Source organism: Allobosea massiliensis (assembly GCF_042655245.1).
GTDB lineage: Bacteria > Pseudomonadota > Alphaproteobacteria > Rhizobiales > Beijerinckiaceae > Allobosea > Allobosea massiliensis.
Genome location: NZ_JBHSLU010000127.1, coordinates 64,237 through 83,361, shown reverse-complemented (window position 1 = coordinate 83,361; position 19,125 = coordinate 64,237). Strand labels below are relative to the sequence as shown.

At 68.9% G+C, this 19,125-nt stretch carries 25 protein-coding genes; 6 read left to right on the top strand and 19 right to left on the bottom strand.

Going from position 1 to position 19,125, the window contains the following annotated elements; translation table 11 throughout:
* Window positions 1-49: 49 nt before the first annotated feature.
* Complete coding sequence (locus tag ACFPN9_RS27260) at window positions 50-1,105, bottom strand: DUF2125 domain-containing protein (RefSeq protein ID WP_066723929.1); 1,056 nt, start codon at window positions 1,103-1,105, stop codon at window positions 50-52.
* Between the two features lie 128 nt (window positions 1,106-1,233).
* On the opposite strand from ACFPN9_RS27260, the gene ACFPN9_RS27255 reads away from it, so the two are divergent.
* Window positions 1,234-1,821: a gamma-glutamylcyclotransferase gene (locus tag ACFPN9_RS27255; protein ID WP_245282310.1), complete on the top strand. Its 588-nt coding sequence runs from the start codon at window positions 1,234-1,236 to the stop codon at window positions 1,819-1,821.
* Window positions 1,822-1,953: 132 nt separating this feature from the next.
* Here ACFPN9_RS27255 and ACFPN9_RS27250 read toward each other — a convergent pair whose 3' ends face one another.
* From ACFPN9_RS27250 to ftsE, 5 genes are all read right to left on the bottom strand, one after another.
* A complete protein-coding gene (locus ACFPN9_RS27250; protein ID WP_066723934.1) occupies window positions 1,954-2,400 on the bottom strand; it encodes a hypothetical protein in 447 nt (148 codons plus the stop codon).
* Between the two features lie 72 nt (window positions 2,401-2,472).
* The gene (locus ACFPN9_RS27245) at window positions 2,473-3,261 is read right to left on the bottom strand and encodes a lysophospholipid acyltransferase family protein (protein WP_066723937.1); all 789 of its coding nucleotides are present in this window, start codon (window positions 3,259-3,261) and stop codon (window positions 2,473-2,475) included.
* Between the two features lie 50 nt (window positions 3,262-3,311).
* Window positions 3,312-4,094 carry a YdcF family protein gene (locus ACFPN9_RS27240; RefSeq protein WP_082733086.1) on the bottom strand — a complete coding sequence of 261 codons (783 nt, stop codon included), beginning with the start codon at window positions 4,092-4,094 and terminating at the stop codon, window positions 3,312-3,314.
* Between the two features lie 91 nt (window positions 4,095-4,185).
* The gene (locus tag ACFPN9_RS27235) at window positions 4,186-5,154 is read right to left on the bottom strand and encodes a cell division protein FtsX (RefSeq protein ID WP_066723941.1); all 969 of its coding nucleotides are present in this window, start codon (window positions 5,152-5,154) and stop codon (window positions 4,186-4,188) included.
* Entirely contained in the window at window positions 5,147-5,806 is a 660-nt protein-coding gene (gene ftsE, locus ACFPN9_RS27230) for a cell division ATP-binding protein FtsE (RefSeq protein ID WP_066723944.1), read from the bottom strand. The genes ACFPN9_RS27235 and ftsE overlap by 8 nt, the downstream gene beginning before the upstream one ends.
* 194 nt (window positions 5,807-6,000) lie before the next feature.
* On the opposite strand from ftsE, the gene ACFPN9_RS27225 reads away from it, so the two are divergent.
* From ACFPN9_RS27225 to ACFPN9_RS27215, 3 genes are all read left to right on the top strand, one after another.
* On the top strand, window positions 6,001-6,795 hold the full coding sequence (locus ACFPN9_RS27225) for a DUF3426 domain-containing protein (RefSeq protein ID WP_066723947.1): 795 nt from the start codon (window positions 6,001-6,003) through the stop codon (window positions 6,793-6,795).
* 136 nt (window positions 6,796-6,931) lie between these two features.
* Entirely contained in the window at window positions 6,932-7,492 is a 561-nt protein-coding gene (gene hpt, locus ACFPN9_RS27220) for a hypoxanthine phosphoribosyltransferase (RefSeq protein WP_066723950.1), read from the top strand.
* Between the two features lie 3 nt (window positions 7,493-7,495).
* On the top strand, window positions 7,496-7,870 hold the full coding sequence (locus ACFPN9_RS27215) for a response regulator (RefSeq protein WP_066723953.1): 375 nt from the start codon (window positions 7,496-7,498) through the stop codon (window positions 7,868-7,870).
* A gap of 9 nt (window positions 7,871-7,879) precedes the next feature.
* On the opposite strand, the gene ACFPN9_RS27210 is transcribed toward ACFPN9_RS27215, so the two are convergent.
* A complete protein-coding gene (locus ACFPN9_RS27210; RefSeq protein ID WP_066723956.1) occupies window positions 7,880-8,389 on the bottom strand; it encodes a TspO/MBR family protein in 510 nt (169 codons plus the stop codon).
* A 112-nt stretch (window positions 8,390-8,501) separates the two neighbouring features.
* Between ACFPN9_RS27210 and ACFPN9_RS27205 the strand changes: the two genes are divergently transcribed.
* Window positions 8,502-9,656, top strand: coding sequence for a trans-sulfuration enzyme family protein (locus ACFPN9_RS27205; protein ID WP_066723958.1), 1,155 nt, complete (start codon window positions 8,502-8,504; stop codon window positions 9,654-9,656).
* A gap of 103 nt (window positions 9,657-9,759) precedes the next feature.
* Here ACFPN9_RS27205 and ACFPN9_RS27200 read toward each other — a convergent pair whose 3' ends face one another.
* From ACFPN9_RS27200 to ACFPN9_RS27145, 12 genes are all read right to left on the bottom strand, one after another.
* Window positions 9,760-10,347 (bottom strand): glycoside hydrolase family 19 protein, encoded by a 588-nt coding sequence (locus ACFPN9_RS27200; protein WP_066723961.1) that lies wholly within the window; start codon window positions 10,345-10,347, stop codon window positions 9,760-9,762.
* A 74-nt stretch (window positions 10,348-10,421) separates the two neighbouring features.
* Window positions 10,422-11,126 (bottom strand): flagellar type III secretion system pore protein FliP, encoded by a 705-nt coding sequence (gene fliP / locus ACFPN9_RS27195; protein WP_066724110.1) that lies wholly within the window; start codon window positions 11,124-11,126, stop codon window positions 10,422-10,424.
* Between the two features lie 29 nt (window positions 11,127-11,155).
* Window positions 11,156-11,668, bottom strand: coding sequence for a flagellar basal body-associated FliL family protein (locus ACFPN9_RS27190; protein ID WP_066723964.1), 513 nt, complete (start codon window positions 11,666-11,668; stop codon window positions 11,156-11,158).
* A complete protein-coding gene (flgH, locus tag ACFPN9_RS27185) occupies window positions 11,668-12,372 on the bottom strand; it encodes a flagellar basal body L-ring protein FlgH (protein ID WP_066723967.1) in 705 nt (234 codons plus the stop codon). Before flgH ends, ACFPN9_RS27190 begins: the two co-directional genes overlap by 1 nt.
* Entirely contained in the window at window positions 12,369-12,902 is a 534-nt protein-coding gene (locus tag ACFPN9_RS27180) for a MotE family protein (protein WP_066723970.1), read from the bottom strand. Before ACFPN9_RS27180 ends, flgH begins: the two co-directional genes overlap by 4 nt.
* A gap of 94 nt (window positions 12,903-12,996) precedes the next feature.
* The gene (gene flgI / locus ACFPN9_RS27175; protein ID WP_066724112.1) at window positions 12,997-14,115 is read right to left on the bottom strand and encodes a flagellar basal body P-ring protein FlgI; all 1,119 of its coding nucleotides are present in this window, start codon (window positions 14,113-14,115) and stop codon (window positions 12,997-12,999) included.
* Window positions 14,115-14,594, bottom strand: coding sequence for a flagellar basal body P-ring formation chaperone FlgA (gene flgA / locus ACFPN9_RS27170; RefSeq protein WP_066723973.1), 480 nt, complete (start codon window positions 14,592-14,594; stop codon window positions 14,115-14,117). Before flgA ends, flgI begins: the two co-directional genes overlap by 1 nt.
* Before the next feature lie 8 nt (window positions 14,595-14,602).
* On the bottom strand, window positions 14,603-15,391 hold the full coding sequence (gene flgG / locus ACFPN9_RS27165; RefSeq protein ID WP_066723975.1) for a flagellar basal-body rod protein FlgG: 789 nt from the start codon (window positions 15,389-15,391) through the stop codon (window positions 14,603-14,605).
* Window positions 15,392-15,402: 11 nt separating this feature from the next.
* Window positions 15,403-15,741, bottom strand: coding sequence for a flagellar hook-basal body complex protein FliE (gene fliE / locus ACFPN9_RS27160; protein ID WP_066723978.1), 339 nt, complete (start codon window positions 15,739-15,741; stop codon window positions 15,403-15,405).
* Window positions 15,741-16,160, bottom strand: coding sequence for a flagellar basal body rod protein FlgC (gene flgC, locus ACFPN9_RS27155; protein WP_066723981.1), 420 nt, complete (start codon window positions 16,158-16,160; stop codon window positions 15,741-15,743). Before flgC ends, fliE begins: the two co-directional genes overlap by 1 nt.
* A gap of 55 nt (window positions 16,161-16,215) precedes the next feature.
* A complete protein-coding gene (flgB, locus tag ACFPN9_RS27150) occupies window positions 16,216-16,596 on the bottom strand; it encodes a flagellar basal body rod protein FlgB (protein ID WP_066723983.1) in 381 nt (126 codons plus the stop codon).
* Window positions 16,597-16,745: 149 nt separating this feature from the next.
* Entirely contained in the window at window positions 16,746-17,420 is a 675-nt protein-coding gene (locus ACFPN9_RS27145) for a response regulator transcription factor (RefSeq protein WP_066723985.1), read from the bottom strand.
* 421 nt (window positions 17,421-17,841) lie between these two features.
* Here ACFPN9_RS27145 and ACFPN9_RS27140 point away from each other — a divergent pair, with 421 nt between their 5' ends.
* The gene (locus tag ACFPN9_RS27140) at window positions 17,842-19,098 is read left to right on the top strand and encodes a flagellar hook protein FlgE (protein ID WP_066723987.1); all 1,257 of its coding nucleotides are present in this window, start codon (window positions 17,842-17,844) and stop codon (window positions 19,096-19,098) included.
* Window positions 19,099-19,125 lie beyond the last annotated feature (27 nt).

The following is a 19,125-nucleotide window of genomic DNA, read 5'->3' as shown; positions in this document are numbered from 1 at the left end:
TGGATTTTGAGGGGCGCGGTTTCCGCGCCCCTTTTTCGTGGCTGGCGCCTCAGTACAGCGCCGGCAGCGGCTGGACCGGCAGGCGGATCGGGCCGAGATAGACGCGGCCCTCGCGCAGCACGATCGGCGGCAGGGCGTTGAGGCCTGGCGCAGCCCCCGGCAGCTGCGCGCTGAGGCGCCCGCCGAGGAGGCCGCCGATGCCCGCCGCGAGCCCGCCGACGGGAATGCCGGCGATCTGGCGGATGCCCGCCAGCGAGGCCTGGATCTGCCCGGCCGGACGATGCGTCTGATCGATCAGGAACTGCGCCGTCGCCTCGATCCGGGCCGGTCCCTTGGCCGAAACCAGCTTCGTCACCTCGATCTGGCCGCCGGCCGTCCGCCAGGCTTCCAGCGCATCCGGGTTGAGGCCGATCCGGAACGCCTCCGACTGCGTCAGCGTCGCCTGGATGTCGACATCGCCGGCTTCCGTCGTGCCCAGCAGCGCATCCAGCGCGGGCAGCACCGAGCCCTTCGCCGCGATGGCGAGGTCGACGGCCTGATCCGTCGCCGGCCGCGAGGGATTGCGGCGCAGATGCGCCTCAACGCTCGCCGCCTTCCAGGTCTCGGGCGCGAGGCCTGGCGCGCTCAGCCTGGCGTCGGGCGCCGTCACGACGAGCGAGACCCGCTCGGGGCCTGCGGTGCCATGGCTCAGGCTGGCTTCGAGCCGCGTCCAGCCGAGATCGAGCTTGCGGCCCTCGGGAAGATTCGCCTGCAGCGGGCCGGTGATCTGCGCGATGACGAGATTGGGCGTGTAGATCTGACCGACCGCCACTGCCGGCCCGGTCTGGACCCTGACCGCCTCGCCCCAGCGCGCAGAAGCGAGCGCAAGCGTGCTGCAGCGCAGTTCGACGCGGAAGGGGAAGCCGGTGACGGACCGATCCGCGCAGCTCCAGCTGCGGCCGAGCCCTTCCTCGCGGGCGAGCGCGGCATCCACCGCCTCGATGACGCGCCCGCGCACCACGAACCAGAACGCCGTCCAGCCCAGCGCGACGAGAAGGAGCAGCACGAAGGGGGCGTAGAGCCAGGCCCTGCTGCTGCGACGGCGGCCGGAGAGGGAATCGGTCATGCGGGATCGGTCCATTGCGCGGATGCGGCGGGATTGTTAGCTCCGCCTGGAGGCGGAGACCAGCCGGCCCCTGCGGCCGGTGCCGCTTTCAAGCAGGGCCACACGGCCGAATTATGGGACGAGAGACGGTGGCGCGCGAAACGGACGGAAAGGGGCAGCCGCGCGGATTCGGCGAAAGCGACCTCTGGGTCTTCGGCTATGGCTCGCTGATCTGGCGGCCGGGCTTCGCCTTCGAGGAGAGCGTGCCGGCCCGGCTCCACGGCTATCACCGCTCGCTCTGCATCTTCTCGCATGTCCACCGCGGCACGCCGGAGCGGCCCGGGCTGGTGCTGGGGCTCGACCGCGGCGGCATCTGCCGGGGGCTCGCCTTTCGCGTCGCGGCCGATCGGGCGCAGGAGACGGTCGCCTATCTCCGTGCCCGCGAGCAGGCGACGGCGGTCTATGTCGAGCGGCTGATGCCCGTGCGGCTGCAGGATGGCCGCCATGTCACGGCGCTGGTTTATGTCGCCGACCGCAAGCACCTGCAATATGCCGGGCGCCTGCCGCGCGAGCAGCAGCTCGAACTCGTCCGGCACGGGCGCGGCAGTTCGGGCGAGAACCCGGACTATGTGCTCCTGACCGACGAGCATCTGCGCAAGATGGGCATCTGCGATCCCGTCCTCGCCGGGCTGGCCCAGGCGCTGGCGCCGGGCGCCGCGCCGCGACCGAAGCTATAACGCGCTCCGGCCTGCTCACCCGTCATTGCGAGCGCAGCGAAGCAATCCAGAAGATGCCTAGCGCCGAGGATCTGGATTGCTTCGCTACACTCGCAATGACGATGGGCCTGACCGGCCAGCCTGTTCGGCGCCTCAAACCTCCGGCATCAGGTCGAGCAGAGCCGCGCGGCGGCTGATGCCGTCCTCGGCGAGCAGATGGACATGGATTTCGGCCGCGCCGGCGACCGCGACCGAGCGCTGCCAGCGCCGCAGCGCCGCCTCGACGCCGAAGGGGCTGCTCTCGCGCGCGGCGAGGATGCGCCGGTCGGCGGAGACTGCCAGCAGCACCGCGTCGGTGAAGCCGAGCGCGTGATCGTCGCCGATGGCGAAGACGGAGGCGACATAGCGCCGGCCCGAGCGGCCGCGCCAGGCCGTGAAGCGGCGCTCGCCGAGAGCGGCCGCACTGCGCATCGGCATCTCGCAGGCGCGGCTGGCCGGTGCCTCCGCCGGGAGGTCGCGGGCGAAGAGGTCGCGTTGGGGCCGGTCGAAGACGGCGCGGCCGGGACGCGGAGCCGGCTGGCGATGGGCGAGAGCAGCCATGTCGTTCCTCCTTTGTTCCATGACAAGGTGAGAACGGAACGGGGACAAGTCAAGCGCTGGCTCGCGCGGGGATCAGCCCTGCTGCCGCAGCCTGTCAGCAGTGTTCGCCATCGGATCGAGCCCGCGGGCGGCGAGTTCGGCCCGACCGACAGCGAGAAGCCGGTCGCTGCTCGTTTCGATCCGCTCCTGCAGTTCGGCATGGAAGGCTGCCTTGTCGAGCCCCGACGCGATGGGCGGCAGGATCTCGAGGCGGATGGTGCCCGGCCGCCGCAGGAACTTCCGACGCGGCCAGTACAGCCCGGAATTGAGCCCGACGGGCACGCAGGGCAGCCCGAGTTCGCCGTAGATATGGGCGACACCGAACTTGTAGGCCGGCGGCGCACCGGGCGGCCGGCGGGTCCCCTCAGGGAAAATCAGGAGCTGTCGCCCCTTGTCGCGCAGCTCGGTCTTGGCGCGCCGCGTGACCTGGGCGAGCGCGCGGGCCTTTCCGCCTCGGTCGACCGGAATCATCCTGAGCTTCATCAGGCACCAGCCGAACAGGGGAATCCAGGTCAGCTCGCGCTTCAGGATGAAGACCGGGTCGCGGAAGATCGTGACGAGGACGAAGGTCTCCCAGAAGGACTGGTGCTTGGCGGCGACGATCATGCCGCCGGTCGCGGGAATGTTCTCCCGGCCGGTGACCTCGTAATCCGTGCCGGCCACGACCTTCATCAGCCACAGCGAACTGTGCGCCCAGGCGACGGCGATGGCGAGCAGCGCCCGCTTCGGCAACAGGAGCGACGGCAGCGCGATGAAGACCAGCCAGATCGACAGGTTCGCGTAGAACAGGACGTTGAAGAGGAGCGAGCGCAGGACGAGCATGGCGCGCAAAGACCCCGCCCCCCGGCGCACGTCAAGCGGGGCGACGCCGATCAGCCGTCGTGAGGCCCGCTTTTCACCTGGCTGCGGCGCTCGTGCTCGGGCCCCATCAGCTCGGCCGGCTTGGACGAGACCGGCTTGCGCCCGCCGATGATGACGGAGAGCCGCGAGGTCTCCGGATCGGTCTCCACCAGGCTGCGCAGCCGCGCCGCCAGATACTTCGCATATTCCGGCACCAGCACCCGCATCGCGCTCCAGCGGTGCCACCAGCCGCCGGTGTCGATCTGGTCGGTCACGACGGGATGGGGCACGAGGCGCACGCCCGGCATCGCATGGGCGAATTCCGCAATGGTGCGGGGCATGTGGTAGTTCGAGGTCACCACCAGAAGCGAGCGGAAGCCGTGATTGCGCACCCAGCGGCGGGCCTCGATCGCGTTGCCGATGGTGTTGCGGGCGCGGTAGTCGAGGTCGACGCAGCAGGCGAGCAGCTCGCGCGCCGAGGGATTCAGCTTGGCGAGTTCCTCGCGGCCGGTCTTCTCGTTGACGCCGCTGATCAGGAGCCGCGAGCCGCGCTCGGCCCCGAGCAGGCCGATGGCGTCGCCGACGCGCTGGGAACCGCCCGTGACCACCACGATCGCATCGGTGCGCGGCACCGCGGCCGGCTCGCGCGAGACGATGGCGGAGGCGAAGCGGACATAGCCCAGCAGCACCGCCGCCAGCACCGCAAGCGGCAGCGCCAGCGCGAGCAGAAGAGCCGCGCGCCTGAGACCCGCGCTCCTTCCGGCGCCAGCGGCCCCGAGGGGGCGCGCGAGAGGAGCCGATCTCTCCTGCCTCATGCCGATCATCGCCATCGCCCGACCACGCTATTTCGCCAATCGGGCATAAGCGCGGCAGGGCCCTCGGGGGCGCGGGGCGGCGGACGCATCATCACGCCGACCCCTGCGCGAGGGCGCGCAGATGGTGCCGCACGGTAACCCGCGAAACGAGGCCCGAGATCGCCGCAACGACGACAGCGACCAGCACCACCGCGACATAGCCGCCCCAACCGATCTCAAAGGCGCCGAACATCGCCCGCAGCTGCTCGGCCTCCGGCGCGCTGCTCCAGCGCGAGGCGAGGATGCCGAGCAGGGCGATGACGAGAATCGCCGCTCCGCCGCCGATCGCGCCCCCGCGCAGGCCGAGCCGCACGAAACGGCTCTGGAATTCGCGCGCGATGAAATCGTCGTCGGCGCCGACCAGATGCAGCACCTCGACGCTGTCGCGGCTGCCGGCCATCGCGCCGCGGGTCGCGAAGGCTACCGCCAGCGCCGCGGCCGCCATCACCAGCAGCACCACCGCCGCGCCCGAGAGGATGATCGTGCTTGCCATGGTCGAAAGCCGGCGCAGCCAGAGCCGGTGATCATCCAGGATCGCGGTCGGCACCTCGCGGCGCAGCGCCGTGCCGAAGGCGGCGAGATCCGAACCGGCACCCGGCCGTAGCTTCAGCACGATCAGCCGCGGCACCGGCAGTTCGACAAGGTCCAGCCCTGTGCCGAGCCAGGGCTCCAGCAGCTTGTCGGATTCGGCGCGCGGGATCGCCTGCACGGCGGCGACGCCCTCGACCTCGCGGGCCATGGCGACGGCCCGCGCGATGTCGGCCTCGATATCCCGGCGCGAATCGGGCCGGATCTGGATCGTCATCTCGTTCGAGACGGCACCGCGCCACTGCTCGGAGGCGCGTGCCGCGAGCACGGCGGCCCCCGCGCTCAGCGCTGCCAGGAAAGTCAGGATCGCGATCACCGCCATCAGCGCCCGGCCGGCGACCGTGTCGATCGGCACCAGCGGCTGGTCGCGCCGCAGATTGCTCGGCAGCGCCCGCTCCTCGCGCTCCACTTCGTGATGTCCGGCGTCAGGCATCGACGTGCAGATGTCCGTCGGCGAGCACGAGGCGCGGCGCGTCGTAGAGCTCCATCAGGCCGAGGTCATGGGTCGCGATCACCACCGCCGTGCCGAGCGACTGCAGCTCCATGAAGAGACGCAGCAGCCGCCGCCCGAGCGCCGGGTCGACATTGCCCGTCGGCTCGTCCGCCAGCACCAGTTCGGGCCGTCCGATCAGGGCGCGCGCGATCGCCGCACGCTGCTTCTCGCCGCCCGAGAGCACCGGCGGCACCGCATGCATCCGCTCGCCGAGCCCGACCCAGCGCAGCAGCTCGACGACCTCGGCACGGTAGCTCGCCTCCTCCTTGCCGAGCACGCGCAGCGGCAGCGCGACGTTCTCGTAGAGGGTGAGATGGTCGAGCAGCCGGAAATCCTGGAAGACGACGCCCATGCGGCGGCGGAAGGCCGTCAGCGTCGCGGCGTCGAGCCGGGACACGTCCTGCCCGAAGAGATGCACCAGGCCGCGCGTCGGCTGCAGCGCCATCAGCACGAGGCGCATCAGCGTCGTCTTGCCGGCCCCCGACGGGCCGGTCAGATACTGGAACGAACGCGGCTCGATGCTGAAGGTGATGTCCTTCAGCACCTCCGGGCCCATGCCGTATCGCAGGCCGACATTCTCGAACCGAACCAAATCCCTGCGTCCCCGGCGCCAGACGGCGAATCTTCGCGGCCGATCCTACACCCGTTGGCGGTGCGCGGAGAGCCGTCGCGACGGAGCATGGCGGCAAGTTCTTCACGCGACGTTAACCATCCCGCCCGCCAATGGGAGACGCGCCCCGAGGGCGGGCGCAGGCTCGAACCGCACGGGAACCGCCGGCCGCCGCCATGCTGATCGTCTGCCCCTCCTGCGCCAGCCGCTACGAACTCGACGGCGCCAAGCTCGGCCCCGACGGACGCAAGGTGCGCTGCGCCAGCTGCCAGACCCTGTGGCATGTCGATCCCGAGCCGGAACTGCCCGCGGTCCCGACGCCCGAGGAAACCCAGGCGCTGCTGAACGAGGAACTGGAGCAGGCCGCGGCGATCGAGGCCCAGGTTTCCGCTGTCGCCGCCGAGAACGAGCTCCCCGACAGCGGTGCCGAGGGCCAAACGGGCGAAGCTGCCCCGGCCGCCCCACGCGGCAAGCGCTCCGGCCGCCCCGCCCGCAAGGGCTCCAAGGCCAAGGCGAAACCCTCTCGCGCCGTCGTCGCCGCCGCCTCGCTCTCCCTGCTGGGCATCGCCGGGCTGGGCCTGCTCGTGGTCCAGCGCGACAGGGTGGCGCGGGCCGCCCCGCAGCTCGCCGACGTCTTCGAGACGCTCGGCCTCCCCGTCAATGTCCGCGGCCTCAAACTCGGGTCGGTCGAGAGCGGCCTAGTCGAGGATGCAGCCGGGCGCTTCCTCGTGGTCGAGGGCAACGTCACCAACATCGCCAAGAGCCAGACGCGCGTGCCACCGATCGAGGTCGCGGTTCAGGATGCCTCCGGGCAGACGCTCTACAGCTGGAAGACCGATCCGCCGCGGCCGGAGCTCGAGCCGGCGGAGCTGATGCGCTTCCGCGCCCGGCTGGCCGCGCCGCCGGCGACGGGCCAGACCGTGCTGGTGCGCTTCGCCGCCTCAGGGCCCGACAAGGCGGGGCAGCACTGACCCGGCGGATCGCTCCGGCGGCCATGCGGCCGCGCGCAGGCCTGTTCAGTTCCGATCAGGCGCTCTAAACCTCAAATCCAGACATCATCTGCAGGACGCGCCCGCGCGGCGCGGTCCGTGAAAGGACGACCCCATCATGTCGGAGCCACGGCGCATCCGGGTGCTGTACGACGAGGCGACGATCGCGCGCCGCAATGAGGAGATGGCAGCGGCGATCGCCGCGACCGCCCCGGCCGACCTGCTGGTGGTGGCGGTGCTCAAGGGCAGCTTCATGTTCGTCGCCGACCTGATCCGCGCGATGCATCGCGTCGGCATGTCGCCCCAGGTCGAGTTCGTGCATCTCTCGAGCTACCGCGCCGCCACCGTCTCCTCCGGCCAGGTCGAGATCCTGCGCGACGTCCAGAGCGATGTCCGCGGTCGCGAGGTGCTGCTGGTCGACGACATCCTGGAATCGGGCCGCACGCTGGCCTTCGCCAAGGACCTGCTGGCCGCGCGCGGCGCCGCGAAGGTGTCCTGCGCAGTCCTGTTGGAGAAGCCGGGCAAGCGCGCGGTCAACATCACGGCCGAGCATGTCGGCTTCGAATGCCCCGATTATTTCGTCGTCGGCTATGGCATGGATGTTGCCCATTCCTACCGGCAGCTGCCCTATGTCGGCGTCGTCGAAACCGCCGACCAGGCCGGCCTCCCGGGGATCTGAGCCATGTCGCGCATTCTGGTGGTCGATGACGAGGAGCCGCTGCGGACGCTGGTGGCGCGCGGCCTGGCCATGGACGGCCATTCCTGCCTGACGGCGGCCGACGGCGCCGAGGCGCTCGACACGCTGATCGCCGAGGGCGGCCATTTCGACTTGCTGCTGACCGATATCCGCATGCCGCTGATGGACGGGATCGCGCTGGCACTGGCCGCCAAGCAGGCCTTTCCGGACCTGCCGATCATGCTGATGACGGGCTATGCCGAGCAGCGCGAGCGCGCCCGCAGCCTCGACGCCATCGTCTCCGAGGTGATGACCAAGCCCTTCACCATCGCCGAACTGCGCAGCACGGTGCTGGACGTGATCGAGCGCTCGATCGGCTGAAGCCCGCTGTTAGCGGTTCAGCCACCAGATCGAGACGTTGAGCAGCGTCGCGAAGGAGACCCAGGCGACATAGGGCCATTGCAGATGGGCCGCGAGCCGGTCCAGCGGGGCGAAGAGCGCGATCATCCACAAGATCAGACCGAGGAAGGGCAGGATCACCAGGATGCCGCCGAGCGGGCTGTTGAGCCCGAAGAAGACGCAGGACCAGGCGAGGTTCAGCGCGAGCTGGAGATGGTAGACCGCGAGCGCCTTCGTCCGCCCGGGCGTCCCGGCCGGCAGCCGCAGGATGCGGAAGACGCCATAGGCCATCAGCGCGAACAGCGTCGTCCAGACCGGGCCGAACACCCAGTTGGGCGGGTTGAAGCGCGGCTTGGCGATCGTCGGGTACCAGGTCGTCACCTGCGGGATCGTCACGGCGTTGCCGAGCAGCGAGACGGCGACGACGGGCAGGATCGCGATCAGTACGACGATCCAGACCGGGCGCGGGCCGGACGCCGAGGATGATGGTGAAATGCTCATGATCGTGACATGGAGGCGTCCTGCGTTCCTGGCAAGGTCGCGGCACTTGCGCCGCGCCCCTCGCCTGCGCCAGATGCGTCTTTAGTCCCCCCTGGAACTTTCGCGGATCGTCATGCCGAAGCGCTCTTTCCACCCCCGCTCCCTCGCCGCGCAGGCCATGGGCAAGATCGACCCGCTGACCAAGGGCGTCGTGCCGCCAATCCATGTCTCGACGACCTATATCCGCGACGAGGACAACGGCTATTCCGGCGGCTTTGTCTATGGCCGGCCCGACAACGAGACCACGCGCGAAGCTGAAAGCGTGCTCGCCATGCTCGAGCAGGCCAAGGCCGGCGCGCTGCTCTTCGGCTCGGGCATGGCAGCGGCGACTGCCGTCTTCCAGGCGCTCTCGCCGGGCGACCATGTCGTCGCCTCCAAGGTGATGTACTGGGCGCTGCGCTCCTGGCTGCTGACGGAAGCGACCCGCTGGGGTCTCGTCATCGACTTCGTCGAGACCGACGACCTCGCCGCTCTGCAGGCCGCGGTGAAGCCCGGCAAGACCAAGCTGGTCTGGGCCGAGACGCCCTCGAACCCGCTCTGGACGATCACCGACATCGCCGCCGCCGCCGAGATCGCCCACAAGGCCGGCGCCAAGCTGGCCGTCGATTCGACCTGCGCCTCGCCGGTCCACACCCGCCCGCTTCAGCTCGGCGCCGACATCGTCATGCATGCCGCGACCAAAGTGCTGAACGGCCATTCCGACGTGGTCGCCGGCGCGCTCTGCGCCCGCGAGGACGACGAGTTCTGGAACCGCATCAAGACCGTGCGCAAGGGCCAGGGCGGCATCCTCGGGCCCTTCGAGGCCTATCTGCTGATGCGCGGCATGCGCACGCTCCATGTCCGGCAGGAGCGCCAGAGCGCCTCGGCGATGGCGCTGGCGCAGAAGCTCTCGGCCCATCCGCTGGTGGCGCGCGTGCTCTATCCCGGCCTGCCGCAGCATCCCGGCCACGACATCGCCGCGCGCCAGATGGAAGGCGGCTTCGGCTACATGCTCTCGGTCCAGGTGGTCGGCGGCGAGGCGGCGGCGGTGAAGGCGGCCGCGCATGTCGAACTCTACAAGCGCGCGACCTCGCTCGGCGGCGTCGAGAGCCTGATCGAGCATCGCGCCTCGATCGAAGGCGCCGGCTCCCCCTGCCCGCCGGATCTGCTGCGCCTTTCGACCGGCATCGAGGATCTCGAGGATCTCTATGCCGATCTCGACCAGGCGCTGAAGGCCGGGCACGCATAAAAACCGGGCCCGCACGTCATGGTCGGGCTTGACCCGACCATCGCGGAAACCAGAGACAGCTGGTTATGAGATTCTCGGGTCAAGCCCGAGAATGACGCAAATCTCAGACCCAGATCGTCTTCGCCAGCGCCAGTAACTGCCGGCGCTGCGCAAGCCCGTTGCGCCCGCCATTGACGAGCTTCGTCACCGCGACGACGTCATCGGCATCGGCGGCCGCGTTGCAGCCGCGGTCGCGCCAATAGGCGAAGGCGATCGCCAGCGAGACCGCTGGCTCCTTCGCCCGCTCCGGCGAGCCCTCGAGGTCGATACCGATCAGTGAGCCATAGCGGCGGTAATTGGCGCGGCCGGTGAGCTGGAAGAGGCCGCGACCATGATAGCGCGCGCCGTCGCCGGCCTGCGTGTTGCCGAGATCGCGGCGCCCGTCATAGCGGGCGAAATAGGCCGGTCCGCCATATTCCTCCAGCGTCCGGAAGCCGTCGCTCTCATGGGCGGCCTGGGCCAGGACATGGCAGAGCCGCAGCCGGGTGGTGATCCCGGCCGCCGCAGCCGAACGGTCGAACGAGGCAGCGAGCCCCGCGACGATCGCGGCGCGCCCCTGCGGCGCCAGCCGCAACAGGCGCTCCCGCGTGACCGACAGGGCCGCGGACGTCGGCGAAACGCCCGTATCCGCTCCGCTTCGCTGCATCGACATGGCCGCCCTCCCGAAAGGAAGCCATCATCGACCCGTCAGCAGCCGCGGGGATTGGCGGGACGACTTCTCCCCGCTCAGCTGTAGGAGCGCACCAGCCCGCCGATCAGCAGGTTCCACCCGTCGATCAGGACGAAGAAGATCACCTTGAAGGGCAGCGAGATCACCGTCGGCGGCAGCATCATCATGCCCATCGACATCACGATCGTCGCCACGATCATGTCGATCACCAGGAAGGGCAGCGCGATCAGGAAGCCGATCTCGAAGGCGCGCCGGAGTTCGGAGATCATGAAGGACGGGATCAGCACCCGCAGATCGACCGCCTGCGCCGGGTCCTGCGGCCGGATGCTCGCCGGGGCGAGATCGGCGAAGAGGCGCAAGTCCTGCGGCCGCGTCTGCGCCAGCATGAAGTCACGGAAGGGTGCGGTGATCTTCGCATAGGCCTCGCCCTCGCTGATCCGGTTCTCGACCAGCGGCAGCACGCCGTCCTGCCAGGCCTTGTCGAAGGTCGGCGCCATCACGAAGAAGGTCATGAACAGCGCCAGGCTGACCAGGATCAGATTGGCCGGCGTGCTCTGCAGGCCGAGCCCGGAGCGCAGGAAGGACAGCGCGATCACGAAGCGGCTGAAGCTCGTGACCATCATCAGGAGCCCCGGCGCGACCGACAGCACCGTCAGCATCGCCACGATCTGGACGATGCGGCCCGAGGCCGAGGCCCCGCCCTGCGGCAAAAGGCCGTCGAGCCCGAAGGACTGTGCCTGCGCGCCGGTGATGCCGGCCATCAGGATCAGACATGTCGCGAGAATCCGGGTCACTGCACCACCAGCGTTTCGATGACGATGTCGCGCACGACGCCCTTGGAACGGATCGCGACGCGCTCCGTCAGGTCCTCGCGCAGGTTGCGCAGGCCGGCCGCCCCTTCCATCTGCTGCGCGGTGACGCTGCGTAGGAAGCCGAGAATGTCCTCGGTGATGGCGCCGACCAGCGGGTCGGCACCGAGCGCGGCCTTCTGCTCGAGCAGGAGCGCCGCCTCGAGCCGCACCCAGGTGTTGGCCGGAGCCGCGAGATTGGTGACGATCGGCGGCAGCTTCTTCATCACCAGCGTGCCGGTCATCTGCGGGTTGACCGCGAGATCGGGCGTCGCCGCCTCCATCCGCTTCATCACCGTGCTCTCGACGGTGCCGACGACGCGGAAGCCCCAGAGCGTGCCGGCCGCCGCCGCCAACGCGGTCAGGATCATGACCGGCGCCGCCGCGAGCAGCGCCCGAGGCGCGACCCTCCGGCTCCCGCGCGGGCCGGCCAGCCTGGGCAGGGAGCGCGCCATCAGAAGGGGGTGACCTTGTCGACGAGCTGCTGGCCCCAGGCCGGCTGCTGCACCTCCATGCCGCGGCCGCGCCCGCCATAGGAGATCCTTGCCTCGGCGATCTTCTCGTAGGAGACGACGTTGTTGCCGGTGATGTCGCGCGGACGCACGATGCCGGTGACGTTGAGCACGCGCATGTCGTAGTTCACGCGCACCTCCTGCGAGCCGTTGATCACGAGATTGCCGTTGGGCAGGATCTCGGTGACCACGGCGGCGACCGACATCTCGACCTCTTCGGAGCGGTCGGTCAGGCCCCGGCCGCGCGAGGAGGTGTCGGAGCTGGCGTTCGCGCTCGCAGACGCATCGCCCGAGGCGCCGTTGAAGTTCGCGAGGAAGCCGAGGCCGTATTTGGCGGCGGAATTGCGCGAGCGGTCCGACTTGTTGTCGAGCTTGGCCTTGTCGTTGATCGAGATCTTCACCGTCACGACGTCGCCCGTCTTCATCGCGCGGGTGTCGCGGAAGAGATCCTCGCTCTGGCGGGTGTAGATCGAGTTGAAGGCGACATCGACGCCCCGGCCCGGCGGCGTGCCGAGCGGGATCGCGTCGCGCTGGACGGCGAGACCGCTGCCGACGCGCGACATTACGGGCTCGCGGTTGAGCTCGGCCATGTCGGTGCCGCAGCCGGCGAGGGTGACGGCGCATGCCGCGAGAATGAGGGCCTTCATCGGGTCTGGACTCCGGTTGGGGACGAGGTCGGGAGGGCCCGCCGGCCGCCCATCACCTCGGCGAGCTGGGCGGCGCGCGAGGCCTCCATCTCGTTGAGGACGGCGCTGGCGGCCCGGGCGGGCAATTTGCTGAGCACGGCAACCGCCACGCCCTGATCCATCGCCGAGAGCTGGAGCGCCGCGGCATCGGGGCGCATCCGCGCGAAGATGTCGGTCATGCGGGCCTCGGCCTGCTTGACCTCGGCGGCACGCTGGTCGGTGAGCAGCTGCAGCTCGGCCTTGCGCTCCTCGAGCTTCTTCAGGGTCTCGGCGAGCCTGGCCTCCAGGCTCTTGAGCTGGTTCGCCTGCCAGGCGAAGCGAGCCTCCGCGGCGGGATCGCGGATCGCGGCGCAGTAGCTCGCTGCATCCGAGGTCAGGGCGGCCGGGGCGGCCGCGGGCGGCGTCTGGGTCGGCGCCGCGACGGCGCCGGAACCGGGAGCCAGCAGCAGGACCGGCAGCAGGCATAGGAAAAGGAAAGGCTTCGACGGCATGGCGCCCCCTCGGCTCGATGGTCGATGATTGGGTTCTAGCGGGCGTCGCTTTCGCGGGGCTGGCGCGGCGGCGAGCCGGCGCCGCCCCGGCGCACTACTGCACGACGAGGTCGGCCTGGAGTGCACCCGCGGTCTTGATCGCCTGCAGGATCGCGATGATCCCCGCGGGTTTGAGCCCGATCTGGTTGAGGCCGCGCACCAACGTGTGCAGGTTGGCGCCGTTAATGATGGCGAGCCGGCCATTGCCCTGCTGCGCCTCGATCTGCGTGCGCGGCACCACCACCGTCTGGCCGTTGCTCAGCGGCTCCGGCTGCGAGACCATCGGCGTCTCGGTGACGCGCACCGTCAGATTGCCATGGGTGACGGCGACCGTGGAGATCTTGACGTCGCGGCCGATCACCACCGTGCCTGTGCGCTCGTCGACGACGACGCGGGCGGGTGAATCCGGCTCCAGCTCCAGCCTTTCGATTTCGGCGATGAAGCGCGCCGTCGACATGTTGGGCGGCCGCGTCAGGCTGATCGTGCGGTGGTCGAGCGCGAAGGCGACGGTCGACTTGTAGCGGTCGCGGGTGAAGGCGTTGATCGCGCCCGCGACGCGCTCGGCCGTGACGAAATCGGGATTGCGCAGTTCGAGCGACAGCACATGCAGCGTCGCGAGCTGGTCGGGGATCTGGCGCTCGACCAGCGCGCCGCCGGGAATGCGCGCGGCCGTGGTCACCCCTTGCGTCAGCCGCTCGGCCTCGCCCTGGGCGGAGAAGCCCGACACATTCAGGCGGCCCTGCGCCAGCGCGTAGGTCTGCCCGTCCGCCGCCAGGAGCGAGGTGACGACGAGCGTGCCGCCGAGCAGCGAGGTCGCGTCCCCCATCGAGGCGACGGAGACGTCGATCCGGCTGCCGCGGCCGGCGAAGGCCGGCAGGTCCGCCGTCACGATCACCGCCGCGACATTGCGCGTGCGCAGCGCCGAATTGCGGACGTTCACGCCGAGCCGGTCGAGCATGGATTGCAGGGCCTGGCCGGTGAAGGGCGAGTTGCGCACGCTGTCACCCGTGCCCTGCAGGCCGATGACGAGCCCGTAGCCGACGAGCTGGTTGTCGCGCACCCCCTGCAGCCCGGCGATGTCCTTGATCCGCACCGAAGCGCGGGCCGGCATCGCGCCGGTCAGCGCCAGGGCGAACGCGCAGAGGCCGACGATCAGTCGCGAGGCGAGCGTCATCATTCGCTCCCGACGCGGATCGTGCCGTCCGCCTGGACGACGCCGACCACGATCAGCCCGGTGTCGGGATTGCGCGCCTTGACCATCTCGTTGACCGAGGCCGAGGCCATCGGCTCGACGATGCCGGTGATGACGAGGTCGCTCTCGCGGAACACGACCTGGGTCGGCACCCCGCGGCGTACCACCTTGGGATCGTCGACCGCGTTGAGCGGGATCGGCTGGCCCGGCAGCAGCGTGCGCCGCACCACCTTGCCGACCAGAGCGAGCCGGTTGTCCACCGCCACCCGCCCGGCCACCCGGAAGGCGCGATCGACCAGATGCACATCGGCGATGACGTCGCCCGGATAGAGCGTGACCGCCGGGACCGGCAGCGTCACCGCCGCCGGGTTGGCCTGAACCGGGCCGGCCGGAAACAGGCCCAGAGCGGCGGCGAGCATGGTCGCGGCGAAACCCTTCCGGCGCAGCGTCGGGCGGACCATCACGCGCCTCACCGGATGCCGTTGGAGACGGTGCCGGCCATCTGGTCGGCGGCGGTGATGACCTTGGCGTTCATCTCATAGGCGCGCTGCGCCGAGATCAGCGCCGTGATCTCCTTCACGGGATCGACGTTCGACGCCTCGAGATAGCCCTGCCGCAGCTTGCCGAAGCCGATCGCCGTCGGGTTGCCGTCGGTCGGCTGCCCCGAGGCCACGGTCTCGCGGTAGAGGTTGCCGCCGAGCGGCTCGAGCCCGGCATCGTTGGCGAAATTCGCCAGGGTGATCTGGCCGAGCTGGCGCGGCTGCACCTCGCCCGGGATCTTGGCGAGCACGAGGCCGGATTCGTTGACCGTGACGTCGACCGCATCGGCCGGGACCCGGATCGCCGGATCGAGCAGATAGCCGTCGGCCGTGACGATGTCGCCATCGGCATTGGTGTTGAAGGTGCCGGCACGGGCATAGAGCGTCTCGCCCTCCGGCGCCGTGACCTTGAACCAGCCGCGCCCGTCGATGGCGAGGTCGAGCCGGTTGCCGGTCTGCGTCATCGCGCCCTGGATGTGCAGGTTGCGGATCGCCGCCGCGCGGACGCCGAGCCCGAGCGAGGCGCCCTCGGGGATCGAGCCGTCGCCGCCGCGATTGGGCACGCCGCGCGAGCGCTCGGTCTGGTAGAGCAGGTCGGTGAACTCCGGCCGCGCCCGCTTGAACGACGTGGTGTTGATGTTGGAGATGTTGTTGGCGATGACCTCGACATTGAGCTGCTGCGCGCTCATGCCGGTGGCCGCGATGGCGAGGACTTTCATCGGTTCGGTCCTCAGATCGCCATGTGCATGAATTCTTGGTAGGCGCCGACGACCTTGTCGCGCATCGCCATGGCGAGCTGCAGCGACTGCTCGGCCGACATCACCGCCTGGACGACGTCCTGAACGGCCGCCTTGCCCTGGATGCCGGCGACCGCCTGGGCCTCGCCCTCGGCGAGCTTGTCGACGAAGTTCTGCGCCACATTGGCGAAGACCGAGCCGAAATCGGCACCGGGCTGGGCGGCGCCCGCGGCAGGGGTCGCGCCCTGGCGCAGGCTGGCGCCGGCGAGGCCCGACAGACCCTGGGTGACCTGGCTCGCGACCGGCGCGAGAGCGGAAATCGCGTTGAGCATCAGCCGTTCCTCAAAAGATCGATGGTCATGGATTGCATCGAGCGCGCCTGCTTGATCATCTGCAGGTTGGCCTCGTAGGAGCGGTTCGCCTCGCGCATGTCGGCCATTTCGAGCAGCAGCGAGACGTTGGGCATCTTGACGTAGCCCTTCTCGTCGGCGGCCGGATGGCTCGGCTCGAACTCGACGCGGAAGGGCGCCTTGTCGACGCCGACGCCCTTGATCTTGACGAGCGAGACGCCCAGCGCCCGGTTCATCGCGCTCTCGAAGGTCACGGTCTTGCGGCGGTAGGGATCCGCGCCGCGGGTCGTGCCGGTGGCCTGGGCGTTGGCCAGGTTCTCCGAGACGACACGCACTCGCGTCGACTGGGCCTGGAGGCCGGCAACGGCGATCTTCATCGAAGCGTCGAGAGGGTCGATCATGGCTTTGTACTCACTCTGGACAGTATTCGAACGGCGAATGCTTGCGCGGGGCTGGTCAGCCCTTGATCGCGGTCATCATCATCCGGTGGAAGCTGCGCACGATGTTGGTCGTGAAGGCGTGGTTGCGGCTGATCTCGCCGGCCTTGAGCATTTCCTGCTCGAGGCTGACCGAATTGCCGGAATGCACGGTGGACCAGCTGTCGGATTTGCGCGGCCGGGCGGTCAGCGCCTCGGCCGGCGTCGAGGAGATATGGTTGGGCTCGGTCGCCGCCAGCGACAGCGTGGTCTTGCGCACCACCGCGTCGAAGGGCTCGACATCGCGCGCGGCGTAGCGCGGCGTGTTGGCATTCGCGATGTTCTGCGAGACGGCGTTCTGTCGAACGGCGAGCCAGCGCGACTGCTGGGCGGCGAGATCGAAGAGATGGATGGGCTCCACCGGAAGCCTCCCTTGTAGTGACCAGACGACACTAGGAGGATTGACTTGCGTGAAGCTGGCCTCGGCGAAGCCTGGAGACAAGAAAGGGAAACGAAGACTGTCCGAAAATTACGGCAAGACCGGCCCCGGCCCAGCGGCCGGGGCGCGCGTCAGGAGATCGTGTAGCCGAGATAGCGCTTCGACTCGATCGGGTCATAGCCGAGCCGCTCACGCAGTTTCTTGCGCAGCTTGCTGACATGGCTCTCGACCACGGCCTCGTCGACCTCCGCGTCGAACAGGCCATAGACCGCGTTGAAGACCTGGGTCTTGGTGACCCAGCGGCCGCGATTGCGCATCAGGAATTCAAGGATCCGCCGCTCGCGCCGCGGCAAGGCCATCGCCTCGCCGGCGACCTCGGGGTCGCTGCCGTCGAAATGGACCTTGATCTCGCCGATCGTGACCTCGTCGTCGCTCGCACGGCGCTTCTCGGCCCGGCGCTGCATCGCGTTCACCCGGGCAAGGATCTCGCGGACATGCACCGGCTTGCGGACCACGTCGTCGACGCCGGCGGCGAAGAGCTCGAGCGTCTTTTCGAGCGAGGAGGCCTCGTTCATCGCGATCACCGGCGCCTGCGAACGGCGGCGGATCATGGTCGGAAAGCTCGACCGCTCGGCACAGTCGCCGATCAGAAAAGCCTCGACGCTGCTCAGATGATCGGCCGAGGTATCCTCGACCCATTCCTGGAAGCGCGAGGGGGTGAAACCGATGGCCGGAACGCCCTCGCCCGTAAACAGAGACTGATATCCTTCGGTGACAAGAACCCGGTCATCGATGACGATATACATGGACACCCCCCAGCATCGGTATAACTCCCCCTCAAAAGAGCTGGAAGCAGCGTGACGCTAGGCATCGTCTTCATCATGGTCAACGAGAGAAACGAATAACAAGACTTGAGATGAAACACTGTGGAAACCTGAGTTAAAGACCGTTATACGGATTTATAAGAAAGCCTATACCTTTCATTAACCCTCGAAATTTAACCGCGACCGGGTTCGACTCCGCATCCAGCGGGGCCTCTGCTGCCCGGGCGACGAGTCGCGGAAACGGGCGCGTGGGAGCGCCTATAGTATAAGGAGTCGATTTTGACGTATTCGGCGGCTCTTTTCGATAAATTTGAATCAAAATACCCGACATAATCAGGCGAAAGCTTCGGGCAAGCAACTCCAGATCAGATGAAGCTCGACAGCTTCGCTTGGAGATCGGCAGATGAGCATTTTCGGGATCATGCGCACCGGCGTGTCCGGCATGGCCGCCCAGGGCAGCAAGCTCGGCGCCGTCAGCGACAACATCGCGAACGTCAATACCGTCGGCTACAAGCGCGCCTCGACCGAGTTTTCCTCGCTGATCTCCGAAGGGAACCACAGCGAGTACAATTCCGGCGGCGTCGAGACGACAACGCGCTACGCGATCTCCGACGAGGGCCTGATCATGGGCTCGACCTCGAAGACGGACCTCGCCATCCGCGGCAACGGCTTCTTCGTCGTCACCGACGCCGGCGGCACGCCCTACATGACCCGCGCCGGCGCCTTCGTGAAGAACGGGAGCCAGGAACTGGTCAATTCGGCCGGCTTCTACCTGATGGGCTACCCGATCCAGAACGGCGACCCGACCGTCGTCGCCAACAGCCTGGACGGGCTGGAGCGCATCAACCTCGCCAATGTCGCCTATGAGGCCAACCCCACCCAGAGCGGTACCCTGAAAGGCGTTCTGGACTCCAACGCCACGGTGATCGCGGCGGGCACCCTGCCCTCCGACAACGTCGCCGGCAGCACCTATTCGAGCAAGGCCTCGATCGTCTCCTACGACAATCTCGGCAACAAGAAGTTCCTCGACGTCTATATGGCGAAGACCGGCACGGCCCCCGACACCTGGCAGGCGGTCGTCTTCGACCAGGCGGGCGCCACCGCCGGCGGCTTCCCCTATGCGGGCGGCCCGCTCGCCAACGTCGCGCTCGCCTTCGGACCGACCGGCCAGCTCACCACCGCGCCGGCCAATTTCACCGTCGCCATCCCCGGCGGCGCCACCGCGACGATCGACTTCAGCCAGGTCTCGCAGGTCGCGACCGGCGAGACCGCGCTCGAACTCGCGGTCGATGGCAACGCGCCGAGCGCGGTCGAGAGCGTGGACATCGCCGAGGACGGCACCGTCTACGCCGTCTTCGAGAACGGCGCACGGCGCGCGACCTATCGCATCCCGCTCGCCACCGTGCCGAGCGTCGACCAGCTGACGCCGCAATCAGGCAATGTCTACTCCGTCAACAACATGTCGGGCGACGTCATCGTCGGCTTCCCCGAGAGCGGCAGCTTCGGCTCGATCCGCTCCGGGGCGCTCGAGCAGTCCAATGTCGACCTCGCCACCGAGCTGACGGCGATGATCGAGTCGCAGCGCAGCTACACGGCGAATTCCAAGGTCTTCCAGACCGGCTCGGAAATCCTCGACGTCCTCGTCAACCTGAAGCGCTGAGCCCAGCCGAAAGCGAGACGGGGACCC

Bases quoted from the DNA above. Each gene is read 5' to 3' on its own strand.
- ACFPN9_RS27260 (WP_066723929.1), bottom strand. From the start codon at position 1,105: ATGACCGATTCCCTCTCCGGCCGCCGTCGCAGCAGCAGGGCCTGGCTC.
- ACFPN9_RS27250 (WP_066723934.1), bottom strand. From the start codon at position 2,400: ATGGCTGCTCTCGCCCATCGCCAGCCGGCTCCGCGTCCCGGCCGCGCC.
- ACFPN9_RS27245 (WP_066723937.1), bottom strand. From the start codon at position 3,261: ATGCTCGTCCTGCGCTCGCTCCTCTTCAACGTCCTGTTCTACGCGAAC.
- ACFPN9_RS27240 (WP_082733086.1), bottom strand. From the start codon at position 4,094: ATGAGGCAGGAGAGATCGGCTCCTCTCGCGCGCCCCCTCGGGGCCGCT.
- ACFPN9_RS27235 (WP_066723941.1), bottom strand. From the start codon at position 5,154: ATGCCTGACGCCGGACATCACGAAGTGGAGCGCGAGGAGCGGGCGCTG.
- ACFPN9_RS27225 (WP_066723947.1), top strand. From the start codon at position 6,001: ATGCTGATCGTCTGCCCCTCCTGCGCCAGCCGCTACGAACTCGACGGC.
- hpt (WP_066723950.1), top strand. From the start codon at position 6,932: ATGTCGGAGCCACGGCGCATCCGGGTGCTGTACGACGAGGCGACGATC.
- ACFPN9_RS27215 (WP_066723953.1), top strand. From the start codon at position 7,496: ATGTCGCGCATTCTGGTGGTCGATGACGAGGAGCCGCTGCGGACGCTG.
- ACFPN9_RS27210 (WP_066723956.1), bottom strand. From the start codon at position 8,389: ATGAGCATTTCACCATCATCCTCGGCGTCCGGCCCGCGCCCGGTCTGG.
- ACFPN9_RS27205 (WP_066723958.1), top strand. From the start codon at position 8,502: ATGCCGAAGCGCTCTTTCCACCCCCGCTCCCTCGCCGCGCAGGCCATG.
- ACFPN9_RS27200 (WP_066723961.1), bottom strand. From the start codon at position 10,347: ATGTCGATGCAGCGAAGCGGAGCGGATACGGGCGTTTCGCCGACGTCC.
- fliP (WP_066724110.1), bottom strand. From the start codon at position 11,126: ATGGCCGGCATCACCGGCGCGCAGGCACAGTCCTTCGGGCTCGACGGC.
- ACFPN9_RS27190 (WP_066723964.1), bottom strand. From the start codon at position 11,668: ATGGCGCGCTCCCTGCCCAGGCTGGCCGGCCCGCGCGGGAGCCGGAGG.
- flgH (WP_066723967.1), bottom strand. From the start codon at position 12,372: ATGAAGGCCCTCATTCTCGCGGCATGCGCCGTCACCCTCGCCGGCTGC.
- ACFPN9_RS27180 (WP_066723970.1), bottom strand. From the start codon at position 12,902: ATGCCGTCGAAGCCTTTCCTTTTCCTATGCCTGCTGCCGGTCCTGCTG.
- flgI (WP_066724112.1), bottom strand. From the start codon at position 14,115: ATGACGCTCGCCTCGCGACTGATCGTCGGCCTCTGCGCGTTCGCCCTG.
- flgA (WP_066723973.1), bottom strand. From the start codon at position 14,594: ATGGTCCGCCCGACGCTGCGCCGGAAGGGTTTCGCCGCGACCATGCTC.
- flgG (WP_066723975.1), bottom strand. From the start codon at position 15,391: ATGAAAGTCCTCGCCATCGCGGCCACCGGCATGAGCGCGCAGCAGCTC.
- fliE (WP_066723978.1), bottom strand. From the start codon at position 15,741: ATGCTCAACGCGATTTCCGCTCTCGCGCCGGTCGCGAGCCAGGTCACC.
- flgC (WP_066723981.1), bottom strand. From the start codon at position 16,160: ATGATCGACCCTCTCGACGCTTCGATGAAGATCGCCGTTGCCGGCCTC.
- ACFPN9_RS27145 (WP_066723985.1), bottom strand. From the start codon at position 17,420: ATGTATATCGTCATCGATGACCGGGTTCTTGTCACCGAAGGATATCAG.
- ACFPN9_RS27140 (WP_066723987.1), top strand. From the start codon at position 17,842: ATGAGCATTTTCGGGATCATGCGCACCGGCGTGTCCGGCATGGCCGCC.